Raw genomic sequence first — 14,062 nt, forward strand, 5'->3', positions numbered from 1 at the left:
CACGTCCGCTTGCAGAGCGAGGTCGCAACCCCATGCCGCCTACTGTGCATGGGGTTGTTTTCGCGTTTTTGATTCAGCCCCGTCCCACGAACGGCATCTTGGTGGCCATGACGGTCATGGTCAGCACGTTGGCATCGAGCGGCAGGCCGGCCATGTAGGCGACGGCATCGCCGACCGCTTTCGCATCCATGCGCGGCTCCTGCTTCGACGTGCCGTCGGGCTGCAGCACGCCGGGACCGTTGACCATGCGGTCGGTCATGGGCGTTGCGGCATTGCCGATGTCGACCTGGCCGACCGCGATGTCGTACATGCGGCCGTCGAGGTTGGACGCCTTGGTGAGGCCGGTGATGGCGTGCTTGGTCGAGGTGTAGGCCGCCGAGAACGGCCGCGGCGCATGCGCCGAGATCGAGCCGTTGTTGATGATGCGGCCGCCGCGCGGGCTCTGCTCCTTCATGATGCGGAAGGCGTGCTGGGTGCACAGGAACGGGCCGGTGAGGTTGGTGTTCACCACCGCCTGCCACTGTTCGAGGCTGAGATCCTCGAAATTCACTGGCGGTGCGCCCATGCCGGCATTGTTGAAGAGCACGTCGAGCCGGCCATAGGTGGCCTTCACCTTGTCGAACAGCGCGGCGATCGAGTCCGGCTTGGTCATGTCGGCGGTGACGCAGAGGCTCTTTCCGGCGGGGCCGAGCTTGGCCGTCTCCTCGAGCATATCCGGCCGGCGCCCGACGAGTACCACGGTGAAGCCTGTGTTCATCAGCGCAAGCGACGCCGCGCGCCCGACTCCAGTGCCGGCGCCCGTCACCACCGCGATCTTTTTCGCTTCACTCATCGTTTCCTGCCTTTTCTCTTGAGTTGTCAGGTTTTGGATTCTTTTTCGTTCTTGTAGGGCGGCCGCGGAATGTTCTGATGCGCGGCGCGCAAGGCCGCCGACCAGCGCGAGCGCAAATCGTGGAAATAGGGCTCCCCCGCCTCGATGCGGTGGTTGAGATCGGCCTCGCAGGCGTCGGCGCGCACCACCAGCACGTCGATCGGTAGGCCGACGCCGAGATTCGAGCGCATGGTCGAATCCATCGAGATCAGCCCGGTCTTCAGCGCCTCGTAGAGCTCGACGTCGTAATGCATGGCGCGGTCGAGCACCGGCTTGCCGTATTTGTGTTCGCCGATCTGCAAATAGGGTGTGTCGGTGGTGCATTCGATGAAGTTGCCGGCGGTGTAGACCATGAACAGGCGCATGCGCGCGCCGCTGATCTGGCCGCCGAACAGGAAGGACACGTCGAACGACACGTCCTCTGATTTGAGCGCCGGCCCTTCGGTCGTGTGCACGGCCCGGATCGCCCGGCCGATGCGCTGGGCGGCCTGGAACATGGTCGGCGCGTTCATCAGCGTCTCGATCTCACCCGTGTTGGGGTCTTCGAGGCCCTCGGTCAACGTCGAGAGCACCGACTGGCTGATCGCGAGGTTGCCGGCGCTGGCGATCGCCATGATGCGGTCGCCGGGCTTGGAGAAGATGTGGAGCTTGCGGAAGGTCGAGACGTTGTCGAGGCCGGCATTGGTGCGGGTGTCGGCGATCATCACCAGACCGTCCCGAACCAGAATTCCGCAACAATAGGTCATTTCCTGTCCCCGAACGCGTTTGCGCGGAATTACTAGCCAATTTCAAGGGCCGCTCCAACCCCCGATTGCCGCGGGGCGGCAGGGTGGAAACCGGCCGTGGCTGAGGGGCGCGCGCCGCGCGGCTCAGCTCTGCCGCTGGGACTGCGATTGCGACTGTCCGCCGCGGCCGGCTTGCTCGACCTTGACCGCCACCGAAAGCGTCTCCGCGCCGCCGCCATAGCGGGTGCCGCGCACGGGGGCTGCGCCGAGATAATCGAGCCCGATCGCGACGCGGACATGGGCGTCGGTGGCGCAGATGCTGTTGGCGGGGTCGAAGCCGACCCAGCCGAGGCCGTCGACGTAGGCCTCCGCCCAGGCATGGCCCGCGTCCTGATGCACCGTGCCGTCGGAGCGCAGAAAGTGGCCGGAGACGAAGCGCGCCGGCACGCCGCCGCTGCGGGCGCAGGCGATGAAGATGTGCGCGTAATCCTGGCAGACGCCGCGCTTGAGCGTGAATGCTTCCGCCGCCGACGTGCCGCTGTTGGTGGGGTCCTCGTCGAAGGTCATGTGATCGCTGATTTGCGTCATGAGCGTGTGCAGGAAGCCGAGCGTGTCGCTCTCGGCCTCGCTGCGCAGCTGGCGCGCGACCGCATTCATCGCCGGATTGACCGTGGTGAGGTCGGTGGCGCGCAAGAACATGCCGGCCGGAAAGCGCTCGTCGGCGCCGCGAAGAACGCCGCCGGTGTCGTGGGTCTCGATCAGGCCCTCGGCGGTGATCTTGATGTCGCCGACGGGTCCGCAGGACAGCACATGGGTGACGTTGCCGAACGCGTCCTCGTGGGTGTCGAGCTTGGTGTCGGTCGACACGTCGATCTGCCACTCCGCCACATATTGCCCGTCATGGCTGCCGGGCGTCATGCGCAGGATCTGGATCACGCTCGTGGCCTGCGGCTCGTAGCGATAGGTCGTGGTGTGCAGAATTCGCAGGCGCATGGGGGACCGTGATTTCTAGGTGGTCATTCCGGGGCGATGCGTCAGCATCGAACCCGGAATCTCGAGATTCCGGGTCTGGTCCTACGGACCATCCCGGAATGACAGAAGATCAGATCAAATACTGCTTCGTGATGATTTCGCCCAGCCTGGAATTGTCCGAGATGAATTCCTGAATGAATTCATGCACGCCATGCTGGAAAATGTCGTTCATATTGCTGTGTTCCAGCCGGTTGCGGATGCCGCGGGCATGGCGCTGGGCCGGGCCCTGGCGGCCATAGGCGACCCCGATCTGATCGAGATTGCGCACCAGATTGCCGTAGCAGCTTGCGAGCGAACGCGGCAGCGAATCGTTGAGGATGAGCAAATCCGCGATCAGCCAGGGTTTCAGCGTCTCGCGATAGACCCAGTGATAGGCCGTCAGCGCCGAGACCGAGCGCAGGATCGAGGTCCACTGGTAGAAATCGAGCGGGCCGCCGACATGCTCCTCCTCGGGCAGCAGCACATGGTATTTCACGTCTAGAATGCGCGCGGTGTTGTCGGCGCGTTCGAGATGCAGGCCCATCCGCGAGAACCAGTAGGCGTCGTTGCGCAACATGGTCCGGTAGGCCGAGCCGTCGAAGCGCAACGAGGTCTCCTGCACGAAGCGCAGGAATTTCGCGAGGTCCTCGCGCGTGGAGGTCCCTCTGCTCCAGACCTCCTGCAATTCGATCCAGGCCGAGTTGATGGTGTCCCACATCTCGCTCGTCAGTGCCGTGCGCACCGAGCGCGAATTCAGCCGCGCCGCCTCGATGCAATTCCTGATCGACGACGGATTATCCGCCGAGAACGAGAGATAGTCGACGACGTTGCGCTCGTTGGCTTCTTCATACTGCTGATAGAAGCTGGCGGCGACGCCGGCGGTCAAAAGCGCCGAGTCCCATTCGTTGGTCTTGCCGATATAGGCGGCGGGAAGCGCGGTGACGCGCAGCGTCGCATCGATGGTGCGCGCGAGATACTCGGCCCGTTCGACGTAGCGGGCGAGCCAATAGAGGTTTTCGGCGGTACGCGACAGCATCTCTCTACTCGTCCAGGATCCAGGTATCTTTGGTACCGCCGCCCTGGCTCGAATTCACCACCAGGGAGCCTTCCTTCAGGGCAACGCGTGTCAACCCGCCGGGCACGATCGTGGTGCTCTTGCTTCCTGTGAGCACGAACGGCCGCAGGTCCACGTGGCGCGGCGCAAGGCCGGATGCCGTGCATGTCGGGCAAGTCGAGAGCGCCAGCGTCGGCTGCGCAATGAAGCCTTCGGGCTCGCGCTTGAGCTTTTCGCGGAAGGCCTCGATCGTCGCCTTGGTCGCGGCAGGACCGATCAGCATGCCGTAGCCGCCGGAGCCGTGCACCTCCTTCACGACGAGTTCGCTCAAATTATCCAGCACATAGGCCAGATCCTTCGGCTCGCGGCAGCGCCAGGTCTGCACGTTCTTCAGAATCGGCTCCTCGCCGAGGTAGAATTTTACGATGTCCGGCATGTAGGAGTAGATCGCCTTGTCGTCGGCGATGCCGGTGCCGACGGCGTTGGCGAGCGTGATGTTGCCTGCCGCATAGGCCGACATCAGCCCGGGCACGCCGAGCGCGGAATCGGGGCGGAAGGTGAGGGGATCGAGGTAGTCGTCGTCGACGCGGCGGTAGATCACGTCGACCCGTTTCACGCCCTCGGTCGTGCGCATGAACACTTCGTTGTTCTTGACGATGAGGTCGCGGCCCTCGACCAGCTCAATACCGAGCTTGTCGGCGAGGAAGGAGTGCTCGTAATAGGCCGAGTTGTAGACGCCCGGCGTGAGCAACGCGACGGTCGGCTCGCCGGAGGCGCTTTGCGGCGCCACAGAGCGAAGAGCGGACAGCAACTCGTCCGGATAGCGTTCGACCGGCGCCACCCTGTGGCGGGCGAACAGGTCCGGAAACAACCGCATCATGATCTCGCGGTTTTCCAGCATGTAGGACACGCCGGAGGGCGTGCGCGCATTGTCCTCCAGCACGATGAAGTCCTCGGAATCGACCCGGACGATGTCGATGCCGGCGATGTGCACGTAGACGTCGTGCGGCACCTGCTGGCCGTTCATCTCAGGACGGAAGACCGGGTTCTGAAAGATGAGGTCGTCGGGTACGATCTCGGCGCGGAGGATGTCGCGGCCGTGATAGATGTCGCGCAAGAACATGTTGAGCGCGCGCACGCGCTGCTTCAGGCCCTTCTCCAGCAGCGCCCATTCCTTGCCGGACATGATCCGCGGAATCACGTCGAAGGGAATCAGGCGCTCCGTGGACTCGGAGTCCCCGTAGACCGCGAAGGTAATGCCGATGCGGCGGAAGAGGAGCTCGGCCTCCTGGCGGCGATATTCGAGCGCCTCGGGAGGCGTCTCCTTGAGCCAGCGCGCCAGCTCCTGATAGGCGGGGCGAAGGTCCCCACCGGGAATGTTCATTTCATCAAACGCGACTGCCATAGATCCCGACTTGTCTCCGCAAGGCGTTGCGCCATTCGACAGGTCGCCAGGCCTTGGTGAAGACCGCAACGTCCTGGCCATGCGGCAAGAGTGCATGACTTTCATGCGGTAGCAAGGGCCGGGCCAGCGCGATAAGCATGGGGAGAGGACATTTGCCGGGGATGGCCGGCGGCTTGCCTGAAAAAATGGCTGAGGACTGCTTATTTCGGCAGCAAAACCGCGTGACTTCAACGCGTTACCTCGGCAAAGTCGGGCCGATAGGTGAGGGACTTGAGGTATGAGCGAGATCGTCACGGCGGGCATTCTGGTCATTGGGGACGAAATCCTGTCCGGCCGGACCAAGGACAAGAACATCGGCTTCATCGCCGAATACCTGACCAATATCGGCATCGACCTGAAGGAGGTCCGGGTCGTCTCCGACGACGAGCCCGACATCATTGCGGCGTTGGATGCACTGCGGCATCGCTACACCTATGTCTTCACCACAGGCGGCATCGGGCCGACCCATGACGACATCACCGCTGACAGCGTCGCCAAGGCGTTCGGCGTCGGCATCGACCATCACCCGGAGGTGGTCGCCCGTTTCCGCGAGCGCTGGAGCGAGCAGGACCTCAACGAGGCCCGCCTGCGCATGGCCCGCATTCCCGATGGTGCCGAGCTGATCCAGAGCGCGACCATCCTCGCGCCGGGCTTCAAGATCGGCAATGTCATCGTCATGGCGGGCGTGCCCTCGATCATGCAGGCGATGATGGACATCGTCTCGCCCAAGCTGAAATCGGGCGTGCGCATGCTTTCCGAATCGGTCCGCGCCAATGCGCGGGAGGGCGACATCGGCGGCCCGCTGCGGGCGATTGCCGCTCAACATCCCGACACCATCATCGGCAGCTATCCCTTCATGGATGAAGAGCAGAAGCCGAACACCAATCTGGTGGTGCGCTCGCGCGATGCGGACAAGCTCGCAGCCGCAATGGCGGCGGTGAAGGAAATGCTGGCGGGATTGAACATCACCCGCTAGCAACCTAGCTGCCGGCAGGCGAAGCAGGAGACGAGGATGGCTGGTGAAGCACCGGAACTAAGTGCGGAAGAACGGGCGGGCCGCCCCTTTCCGGTCTCGTGGGACCAGTTCCACCGGGATTGCCGGGCACTGACCTGGCGGCTCAATGAGGTTGGTCCGTTTCATGCGGTGATCGCGATCACCCGCGGCGGCCTTGTGCCGGCGGCGATCGTGGCGCGCGAGCTCGGCGTGCGCGTGATCGATACGGTCTGCATCGCCAGCTACGACCACGACAAGCAGGGCGACCTCAAAGTGCTGAAGGGCATTTCCGAAGACGTGATGAAGCTTGGCGGCGGCACCGGCAAGGGGCTCCTGATCGTCGACGACCTCGTCGACACCGGCAAGACCGGCAAGCTGGTGCGTGCGATGATGCCCGACGCGCATTTCGCAACCGTCTACGCCAAGCCGAAGGGACGTCCGCTGGTCGACACCTTCATCACGGAAGTCTCGCAGGACACCTGGATCTTCTTCCCCTGGGACACCGCGCTGTCCTATCACCCGCCGCTTCGCGACGGGGCGGCGTAATCATCGCCGTCATTGCGAGCGCAGCGAAGCAATCCAGAAATGTGTCCGCGGAAACAGTCTGGATTGCTTCGTCGCTTCGCTCCGCGCAATGACGGGCGGAGGCGACCATGCCCCTGCAAAACCGCGTCACGCCGACTGGCGAGATCATTGCCACGCCGCACCGCGGCCTGTTCACCGGCAACCGCGGCATCATCCATGATCCCGCGACGAAGACGCTGTTGAAAAAGCGCTGGTCGTCGCCGGCCTGGATCACCTGCCTGTGCGAATTCCGCGGTTGGCGCCGGCCCGTGATGGCACGGCGGAGCTGGACCGAGCTGTTCTTCCTTGACGAGGCCACCGCCTTTGCCGCGGGACACCGTCCCTGCTTCTTCTGCCGCCGCGATGATGCGAAGCGCTTTCGCGCAGCATGGGAGATGGGCAACGATGCCCGCGGCACCAGCGCCAAGGCGATGGATGCCGTACTGCATCGGGAACGACTCGATCGTGGCAAGAAACGACTGCACGCGCTGCCGATGCCGCTCGCGGAATTGCCGGCCGGCGCGATGGTGCAACAGGGCGACGACTGCTTCCTCATCGCGCAGGGCAAGGCGCTGCTGTGGTCATCCGCGGGTTACGCCCCGCATTCGAGCGCCCTCGATCATCCGATGTTGCTGACGCCGCCTTCCACGCTGCGCGCGATCATCGCTGGATATCAACCTGTGCTGCATCCGACCGCGCGCAGCTAGCGCAGCGGCTTACCGTTTTCATCCACTGTCGTCCGCGCATCGCGCAACGCCCATTCGCGGATCACTTGGCGGCACCGTGTCAGCTCGGCTTCGCTCGCAACATTCGCATCCTTCGACGCACGCTCCACGATGGCTTTGCAATTGAGCAGCACGGAACGATCCTCCGCATGCGCAGGCAGCGCGAACGCTGCAAGCGCTGCAATGGTGAACGTCAGACGGACCACCGCCTCAACCCAGCTTCTCGCGGGCCAGCGCGGCACCGGCGCCGAGCGCCATCAGCTTGGCTTCGGCGATCTCGCGCCGCATCGGCGCCATGCCGCAATTGGTAGTGGCGATGATGTTGCTCTTGGGCACGAATTTCGAAACGGCGTCGATCACCTGCACGACATCCTCGGCGGTCTCGACCGTGTCGCTCGCGACGTCGATCACGCCAGCCTGCACGATCTTGGTCTTGAGCAGGGCGAGCAGGTCGAGCGGCACCTTCGAGTTGCGGCATTCGATCGCGACCTGCTGGATCGGGCTGGCGTCGATCGCAGGAAAGATCTGCTCGTACTGCCGCCATTGCGCGCCGAGCGTTTCCTTCCAGTCGGTGTTGGCCTTGATGCCGTAGCCGTAGCAGATGTGTACGGCGGTGGCGCAGGTCAGGCCTTGCGCGGCGCGCTCCAGCGCCTTGATGCCCCAATCGTTGACCTCGTCCATGTAGACGTTGAAGGCGGGCTCGTCGAACTGCACGAGATCGACGCCGTCGGCCTGGAGCGCCTTGGCTTCCTCGTTCAGGAGTTCGGCGAACGCAAAGGCCATCTTGACGCGATCGCCATAGTAGCGATCGGCAATGGTGTCGATGATGGTCATCGGGCCGGGCAGGGTGAATTTCAGCTTCTTTCTCGTGTGCGCGCGGGCGACGCGCGCCTCGTCGGCGTGGACGCGGCTCTTCAGCCGGAGCGGGGCGACGACCTGCGGCACCATCGCCTTGTAGCGATCCTTGCGGATGCCCATCTCGACCTTGTGGGCGAAGTCGATGCCCTCGATCTTCTCCAGGAAACCGTGGACGAAATGCTGCCGGGCCTGCTCGCCCTCGGTGACGATGTCGATGCCGGCATCCTCCTGGACTTTGACGGCAAGCATCGTCGCATCGCGCTTGGCGCGGACGAGCTCCTCGCCCTGCGACTTCCAGGGCGCCCAGAGCATGTTGGGTTCGGCGAGCCATTCCGGCTTCGGCAAGGAGCCGGCGATCGTGGTTGGAAACAGCATGGCGGCCCTCACGGCGGGTTATGATTGCGCCCCTTCCTGCCATGTCTTAACGTCGAGGTACAGAACAACAAAAGTCGCCTCGAAACCGGCGGCGCCGGACGGGAAACGCCATGATCGAATTCTTTTTCGACTGTTCCAGCCCCTGGACCTATCTCGCCTTCCACAACATCCAGCCGCTGGCCAGGGAGGTTGGCGTGGAGATCATCTGGCGGCCGATCCTGGTGGGCGGCATCTTCAATACGGTCAACCCAAGTGTCTATGCGCAGCGTGAGACACCGGTGCCGCTGAAGGCACGCTACATGAAAAAGGACCTTGCCGACTGGTCCCGCTCGGCCGGTCTCGCGATCAAGATGCCGCCGACGGTGTTTCCGGTCAACAGCGTGAAGGCGATGCGCGGCTGCATCTGGCTCGGGCAGGAAACGGTGCCTTTCGCCACGGCGGTGTTCGAGGCCTATTGGGGCCAAGACAAGGACATCTCGCAGGACGCAGTGCTCGCCGAGATCTGCAGGAAGGTGGGCCTCGACGAGCAGAAATTCTTTGCGGGCATTTCGGGGCAGGGGATTAAGGACCAGCTCAAGGCCAACACCGAAGAGGTCGTCGCCCGCGGCGGTTTTGGGTCGCCGACGATCTTCGTCGGCAAGACCGACATGTATTTCGGCAATGACCGCCTGCCGTTGATCCGCGAGGCTCTGCTGCGCAAGGCGAGCGCGGCCTGATGGTGCGGGCTGTCGTCTGCCGCGCGCTCGGCGCGCCCGAAAAATTGCAGCTTGAAGCGTTTCCGTCGCGCGCCCTGAAGCCGGGCGAAGTGCGCGTCGCGATCCGTGCCGCCGGCTTGAATTTCCCCGACGTGCTGATGGCGGCCGGCGAATACCAGCTCAAGCCGGAGCTGCCGTTTACGCCGGGGATGGAGGCAGCCGGCGACGTGACCGAGGTTGGCGCAGAGGCGAGAGGCGTCGCCGTCGGCGACAAGGTCATCGTCAAGATGCGGCACGGCGCCTTCGCCGATGAAGCGGTGGCGATCCCATCGCAGCTCACGCCGATGCCGTCGACGTTCGACTATGCGGAAGCCGCGACCTATCTCGCCGGGCACGGCACCGCCTATCACGCGCTGATCGACCGCGGCCGGGTTGCGCCGGGAGAGGTGCTGCTGGTGCATGGCGCCGGCGGGGGCGTCGGCCTTGCTGCCGTGGAGATCGGCAAGATGCTGGGCGCGACCGTGATCGCGACGGCGTCCAGCGACGAAAAGCTCGCGATTGCCAAGGCGCGCGGCGCCGATCATCTCGTGCGCTACGACCGCGAGCCGTTTCGTGATGCTGTCAAGCGCATCACCGACGGTCGCGGTGCCGACGTCGTGTTCGATCCCGTCGGCGGCGAAGTGTTCGAGAATTCGATGCGTTGCATCGCCTGGGGCGCGCGGCTGCTGGTGATCGGCTTCACCGGCGGCATCGGCTCAGCGAAAACCAATCTCTTGCTCATCAAGGGCGCGAGCGTGCTCGGCGTGCGCGCGGGCGAAGCGGTACGGAAAAATCCCGCGCTCGGTGAGGTGCGGCTGAAGGCGCTGCTCACATGGGCCGAGGAGGGCAAGCTGCGCCCCAACGTCTCGCATCGCCTGCCGCTGGAGGAGTTTGCGAAGGCGATGCGGCTGCTGATCGACCGCAAGGCGATCGGGCGCGTGGCGTTGTTGATGGAGTGACCTCCATCCACCGTCATTCCGGGGCGCCCGAAGGGCGAACCCGGAATCTCGAGATTCTCAGGTGCGCAAGTGCGCACCAGAGTTCTCGCTTCGCGAGCCCCGGAATGACGGTGCGCTACTTGTATTCCCGCTCCGTCCACCACGGGAAATAGTCCGGCATATCGCTCGACACCTTGTCCTTGAACTGCGCAGGGCGCTTTTGCAGGAACGACACCACGCCTTCCTTCACATCGTCCGAGCGGCCGCGGGCGTAGATGCCACGGCTGTCGACCTTGTGGGCCTCCATCGGATCGTCCGCGCCCATCATGCGCCACATCATCTGGCGGATCAGCGCCACCGACACCGGCGCCGTCTTCGCCGCGAATTCCTTGGCGAGCGCACGGGCGGTCGGCAGCAGATCATCAGGGGCTACGACCTTGCTGACGAGGCGACCGGCGAGGGCTTCCTGGGCCGGGAAGACGCGGCCCGAATAGCACCATTCCAGCGCTTGCGAGATGCCGACGATGCGCGGCAGGAACCAGCTCGAGGCGGCCTCCGGCACGATGCCGCGCTGGGAGAACACGAAGCCGAAGCGCGCGGCGTCGGACGCGATGCGGATGTCCATCGCGAGCTGCATGGTGACGCCGATGCCGACCGCGGGACCGTTTACCGCGGCAATCACCGGCTTCAGGCATTTGAAGATGCGCAACGTCACCTGGCCGCCGCCGTCGCGCACCTGGGAATCGCTGTAGTCGACCTTGCCGTCGGCGAAGCGTTTGACGGGCCCGCGCCGTGCGTCGCGATCGAAGGTGTCGGCGCCAGACGAAAGATCTGCGCCCGCGCAAAAACCGCGACCGGCGCCTGTGACGATGATGGCGCGGACGTCGTCGTCCTTGTCGGCGGCGTCGAACGCGTCGATCAGCTCTCCTTGCATCTGCGCGTTGAAGGCGTTGAGCTTGTCGGGCCGGTTCAGCGTGATGGTGAGGATCTGCTCGGCGACCTCGTATTTGATCGTCTCATACGCCATGGTGGTTTCCTTCCTTTTCTTTGTTATTGGTGTTGCTACGCAGCCTGCCGTCATGCCCGGGCTTGTCCCGGGCATCCACGTACTTGCTTCGGTGCAAGCGTATAGACGTGGATGGCCGGGACAAGCCCGGCCATGACGGAGTATGTAGATTACTTCGCCGGCGGGCTGGGCCAGGGCTTCTGCGGCCCGCGCAGGCTCTCAAATGCCTTGGCCATGCCAAGCACGCCGATATCGTCGAAGCGGCGGCCGACGATCTGCACGCCGATGGGAAAACCCCTGGCGTCGAAGCCGCCGTTGATCGAGATCGCCGGATTTTCCGACATATTCCATGGCACGGTATAGGCGATGTGTTCGAACGGCTTCATGGGATCGTTGGTCGGCGAGGCCCACTCCGCCGGATAGTTCACGTTCGGCGCGGTCGGCGAGATCACATAGTCGAGCTCGCAGAACAGTTTTGATGCCGCAGCGCGGATTGCCATGGTCTGGTTGAAGCCCCTGATGACGTCGATACCCGAGAGCTTCGCGCCGGATTCGCCCCACTTGAAAATGTAGGGCAGCACCTTTGCCTGTTCGGCGGGCGTCAGCTTCGACAGATCATCCCACATCCGTGCGCGCCAAAAGTTGTCGAGGCCGTCGAGCATCTCGCGCGTGAGGATGCCGTCGACCTCGGTGACGACGGCCCCTGCGGATTCGAACGCTTTCGCCGCCTTCACAGCGACCTCGCGCACTGGTTTCTCCAGCGCCAGGCCAACGCCGGGATCGAGCATCAATCCGATGCGGAGTTTGCGCGGGGATTTCTCCGGCCCCTTCCAGTTGAGCGGCTCGGCGGGCAGGCTCATGCCGTCGCGGCGATCGGGCTTTGCGATCACGCTCATCATCAGCGCGCAATCATCGACTGTGCGGGTCATGGGACCGGCGACGCGGCCGACATAGGTGGGATCGATCGGCACGCGGCCAAAGCTCGGTTTCAACCCGACAAGGCCGCACCAGCCCGCGGGCAGCCGGACCGAGCCGCCGATATCGGTCCCGAGATGCAGCGGACCATAGCCGGCCGCAGCCGCAGCGCCCGCGCCGGCGCTGGAGCCGCCGGGATTCTTGGAGAGGTCCCAGGGATTGCGCGCGAGCGCATGAAAGCTGGAGAGCCCCGAGGACAGCATGCCGTAATCGGGCATGGTGGTCTTGGCGAAGATGATCGCACCGGCCTCGCGCAGGCGCGCGGCCGGTGGTGCGTCCTTCTCGGCCGGCACGAGCTTGACGCTGGCCGCGCCCAGCGGCACCGGCACGCCCTTGGTCGCGATATTGTCCTTCACCGTCACCGGCACGCCGTCGAGCGCGCCGGACGGCTCGCCCCCGGACCAGCGTGCGGTCGAGGCCTTCGCGGCCTCGCGCGCACCGTCGGGATCAAATGCATAAAGCGCCTTGAGGTGCGGCTCCCACGCGGCGACGTGCGCGAGTACGTCTTCCAGCACCTCGCTCGGCGAGAACTGCTTGGCGCGATAGCCCGCGATCAGGTCGACCGCGGAGAGATCGTGCAGCGAGGTGACTTCCTCTTCGACACCCTTTTTATGCATGGGCACCCACCGGCATACGGGTCTCGATGATCCGGGCGAACATGCTGGCACCGATCGGCAGGATCTTGTCGTCGAGCACGAAGCCGGGATTGTGCACGGGTACCGAGCCGTCGTGGCCGACCCAGAAATAGGCGCCGGGAATGGTTTGCAGCATGTCGGCAAAATCCTCGCTGCCCATCTTCGGCTGGGCGCGGGTGATCACGTTGGCGGGGTCGACGATGGTGCGCGCGACCTCCTCGACCACCTTGGACTGCTCGACCTGGTTGACCAGCACATCGAAGGTGTCGCGGATGTCGACGTCGATCACGCACTGATAGGCGCTCGCGATGCCGGCGCAGATCGTGCGAATGCGTTCGCTGATCAGAGTGCGGACTTCTTTCGAGAAAGTGCGGATGGTGCCGCAAAGATGCGCGTCGCCGGGGATGACGTTGTACGCCGAACCGGCGTGAATCTGCGTGATCGAGACGACGGCGGCCTGCAGCGGCTCGACGTTGCGGCTGACAATGGTCTGGATCGCCTGCGCCAGCGTGGTCGCGATGATCACGGCGTCCTTGGAGCGTTCGGGCATCGCGCCGTGCGCGCCATAGCCGGTGATGCGGAGATCGAAGAAGTCGGCGCTGGCCATCGCCGGGCCGGGCAGGATCGCGATTTCGCCGTGGTTGAGGTCGGGCGCGTTGTGCAGGCCGTAGAGCTCGTCGCACGGAAACTTCTCGAACAGCCCGTCCTTGATCATGGCGCGGGCGCCGCCGAGGCCTTCCTCGGCCGGCTGGAAGATCAGGTGCACTGTGCCGTCGAAGTTTTTGGTCTCGGCGAGGTAGCGCGCGGTGCCGAGCAGCATGGTGGTGTGGCCGTCATGGCCACAGCCGTGGAAGCGGCCGGGGATTTTCGAACTCCATTTCAGATTGGTGTTCTCCTCCATCGGCAGCGCGTCCATGTCGGCGCGAAGCCCGATACGCTTGCCGCCCGAACCCTTGCCCTTGATGACGCCGATCACGCCGGTGCCGCCGAGACCGCGATGCACCTCGATACCCCAGCTCTTCAGCTTGTCCGCGACGATTCCGGAGGTGCGCACTTCCTCGAAGCCGATTTCCGGATGGGCGTGAAGGTCGCGCCTGATAGCTGTGAGTTCGTCGGCATAGCCGTCGATGCGGTCGATCGTGGGCATGTGTTC

At 64.4% G+C, this 14,062-nt stretch carries 15 protein-coding genes; 5 read left to right on the top strand and 10 right to left on the bottom strand.

Annotation, left to right across the window (positions count from 1 at the left end; translation table 11 throughout):
* Positions 1 to 73: 73 nt before the first annotated feature.
* The 5 genes from AC0L2F_RS13340 to AC0L2F_RS13360 form a co-directional block, all read right to left on the bottom strand.
* Entirely contained in the window at positions 74 to 832 is a 759-nt protein-coding gene (locus AC0L2F_RS13340; protein WP_063995833.1) for an SDR family oxidoreductase, read from the bottom strand.
* A 26-nt stretch (positions 833 to 858) separates the two neighbouring features.
* Positions 859 to 1,617, bottom strand: a complete 759-nt coding sequence (locus tag AC0L2F_RS13345; RefSeq protein ID WP_007611902.1) for a proteasome-type protease — start codon at positions 1,615 to 1,617, stop codon at positions 859 to 861.
* Positions 1,618 to 1,740: 123 nt separating this feature from the next.
* Positions 1,741 to 2,589, bottom strand: a complete 849-nt coding sequence (locus tag AC0L2F_RS13350) for a transglutaminase family protein (protein WP_007611900.1) — start codon at positions 2,587 to 2,589, stop codon at positions 1,741 to 1,743.
* A 109-nt stretch (positions 2,590 to 2,698) separates the two neighbouring features.
* Positions 2,699 to 3,643 (bottom strand): alpha-E domain-containing protein, encoded by a 945-nt coding sequence (locus tag AC0L2F_RS13355; protein WP_007611898.1) that lies wholly within the window; start codon positions 3,641 to 3,643, stop codon positions 2,699 to 2,701.
* Between the two features lie 4 nt (positions 3,644 to 3,647).
* Positions 3,648 to 5,066 (bottom strand): circularly permuted type 2 ATP-grasp protein, encoded by a 1,419-nt coding sequence (locus AC0L2F_RS13360; RefSeq protein ID WP_007611895.1) that lies wholly within the window; start codon positions 5,064 to 5,066, stop codon positions 3,648 to 3,650.
* 277 nt (positions 5,067 to 5,343) lie between these two features.
* Here AC0L2F_RS13360 and AC0L2F_RS13365 point away from each other — a divergent pair, with 277 nt between their 5' ends.
* From AC0L2F_RS13365 to AC0L2F_RS13375, 3 genes are all read left to right on the top strand, one after another.
* The gene (locus AC0L2F_RS13365) at positions 5,344 to 6,081 is read left to right on the top strand and encodes a competence/damage-inducible protein A (RefSeq protein ID WP_063995835.1); all 738 of its coding nucleotides are present in this window, start codon (positions 5,344 to 5,346) and stop codon (positions 6,079 to 6,081) included.
* A 36-nt stretch (positions 6,082 to 6,117) separates the two neighbouring features.
* Positions 6,118 to 6,645: a xanthine phosphoribosyltransferase gene (gene gpt, locus AC0L2F_RS13370; RefSeq protein WP_007611893.1), complete on the top strand. Its 528-nt coding sequence runs from the start codon at positions 6,118 to 6,120 to the stop codon at positions 6,643 to 6,645.
* A gap of 107 nt (positions 6,646 to 6,752) precedes the next feature.
* On the top strand, positions 6,753 to 7,370 hold the full coding sequence (locus AC0L2F_RS13375; protein WP_063995837.1) for a hypothetical protein: 618 nt from the start codon (positions 6,753 to 6,755) through the stop codon (positions 7,368 to 7,370).
* Here the strand turns inward: AC0L2F_RS13375 and AC0L2F_RS13380 are convergent.
* Positions 7,367 to 7,594: a hypothetical protein gene (locus tag AC0L2F_RS13380; RefSeq protein ID WP_473248656.1), complete on the bottom strand. Its 228-nt coding sequence runs from the start codon at positions 7,592 to 7,594 to the stop codon at positions 7,367 to 7,369. The two genes, AC0L2F_RS13375 and AC0L2F_RS13380, sit on opposite strands and share 4 nt — an antisense overlap.
* A gap of 4 nt (positions 7,595 to 7,598) precedes the next feature.
* Entirely contained in the window at positions 7,599 to 8,621 is a 1,023-nt protein-coding gene (locus AC0L2F_RS13385; RefSeq protein WP_007611891.1) for a methionine synthase, read from the bottom strand.
* Between the two features lie 110 nt (positions 8,622 to 8,731).
* Here AC0L2F_RS13385 and AC0L2F_RS13390 point away from each other — a divergent pair, with 110 nt between their 5' ends.
* Both AC0L2F_RS13390 and AC0L2F_RS13395 read left to right on the top strand, forming a co-directional pair.
* Positions 8,732 to 9,337, top strand: coding sequence for a 2-hydroxychromene-2-carboxylate isomerase (locus AC0L2F_RS13390; protein ID WP_063995838.1), 606 nt, complete (start codon positions 8,732 to 8,734; stop codon positions 9,335 to 9,337).
* Positions 9,337 to 10,314 carry an NADPH:quinone oxidoreductase family protein gene (locus AC0L2F_RS13395; protein ID WP_473248657.1) on the top strand — a complete coding sequence of 326 codons (978 nt, stop codon included), beginning with the start codon at positions 9,337 to 9,339 and terminating at the stop codon, positions 10,312 to 10,314. The genes AC0L2F_RS13390 and AC0L2F_RS13395 overlap by 1 nt, the downstream gene beginning before the upstream one ends.
* Positions 10,315 to 10,429: 115 nt before the next feature.
* Here AC0L2F_RS13395 and AC0L2F_RS13400 read toward each other — a convergent pair whose 3' ends face one another.
* The 3 genes from AC0L2F_RS13400 to AC0L2F_RS13410 form a co-directional block, all read right to left on the bottom strand.
* The gene (locus tag AC0L2F_RS13400) at positions 10,430 to 11,320 is read right to left on the bottom strand and encodes a crotonase/enoyl-CoA hydratase family protein (RefSeq protein ID WP_473248658.1); all 891 of its coding nucleotides are present in this window, start codon (positions 11,318 to 11,320) and stop codon (positions 10,430 to 10,432) included.
* Positions 11,321 to 11,469: 149 nt separating this feature from the next.
* The gene (locus AC0L2F_RS13405) at positions 11,470 to 12,891 is read right to left on the bottom strand and encodes an amidase (protein WP_473248660.1); all 1,422 of its coding nucleotides are present in this window, start codon (positions 12,889 to 12,891) and stop codon (positions 11,470 to 11,472) included.
* Positions 12,884 to 14,056 (bottom strand): M20 aminoacylase family protein, encoded by a 1,173-nt coding sequence (locus AC0L2F_RS13410; protein ID WP_007611885.1) that lies wholly within the window; start codon positions 14,054 to 14,056, stop codon positions 12,884 to 12,886. The genes AC0L2F_RS13405 and AC0L2F_RS13410 overlap by 8 nt, the downstream gene beginning before the upstream one ends.
* Between the last annotated feature and the right edge of the window lie 6 nt (positions 14,057 to 14,062).

This window comes from Bradyrhizobium sp. Ken64, from assembly GCF_055807555.1.

Bases quoted from the DNA above. Each gene is read 5' to 3' on its own strand.
- AC0L2F_RS13340 (WP_063995833.1), bottom strand. From the start codon at position 832: ATGAGTGAAGCGAAAAAGATCGCGGTGGTGACGGGCGCCGGCACTGGA.
- AC0L2F_RS13345 (WP_007611902.1), bottom strand. From the start codon at position 1,617: ATGACCTATTGTTGCGGAATTCTGGTTCGGGACGGTCTGGTGATGATC.
- AC0L2F_RS13350 (WP_007611900.1), bottom strand. From the start codon at position 2,589: ATGCGCCTGCGAATTCTGCACACCACGACCTATCGCTACGAGCCGCAG.
- AC0L2F_RS13355 (WP_007611898.1), bottom strand. From the start codon at position 3,643: ATGCTGTCGCGTACCGCCGAAAACCTCTATTGGCTCGCCCGCTACGTC.
- AC0L2F_RS13360 (WP_007611895.1), bottom strand. From the start codon at position 5,066: ATGGCAGTCGCGTTTGATGAAATGAACATTCCCGGTGGGGACCTTCGC.
- AC0L2F_RS13365 (WP_063995835.1), top strand. From the start codon at position 5,344: ATGAGCGAGATCGTCACGGCGGGCATTCTGGTCATTGGGGACGAAATC.
- gpt (WP_007611893.1), top strand. From the start codon at position 6,118: ATGGCTGGTGAAGCACCGGAACTAAGTGCGGAAGAACGGGCGGGCCGC.
- AC0L2F_RS13375 (WP_063995837.1), top strand. From the start codon at position 6,753: ATGCCCCTGCAAAACCGCGTCACGCCGACTGGCGAGATCATTGCCACG.
- AC0L2F_RS13385 (WP_007611891.1), bottom strand. From the start codon at position 8,621: ATGCTGTTTCCAACCACGATCGCCGGCTCCTTGCCGAAGCCGGAATGG.
- AC0L2F_RS13390 (WP_063995838.1), top strand. From the start codon at position 8,732: ATGATCGAATTCTTTTTCGACTGTTCCAGCCCCTGGACCTATCTCGCC.
- AC0L2F_RS13395 (WP_473248657.1), top strand. From the start codon at position 9,337: ATGGTGCGGGCTGTCGTCTGCCGCGCGCTCGGCGCGCCCGAAAAATTG.
- AC0L2F_RS13400 (WP_473248658.1), bottom strand. From the start codon at position 11,320: ATGGCGTATGAGACGATCAAATACGAGGTCGCCGAGCAGATCCTCACC.
- AC0L2F_RS13405 (WP_473248660.1), bottom strand. From the start codon at position 12,891: ATGCATAAAAAGGGTGTCGAAGAGGAAGTCACCTCGCTGCACGATCTC.
- AC0L2F_RS13410 (WP_007611885.1), bottom strand. From the start codon at position 14,056: ATGCCCACGATCGACCGCATCGACGGCTATGCCGACGAACTCACAGCT.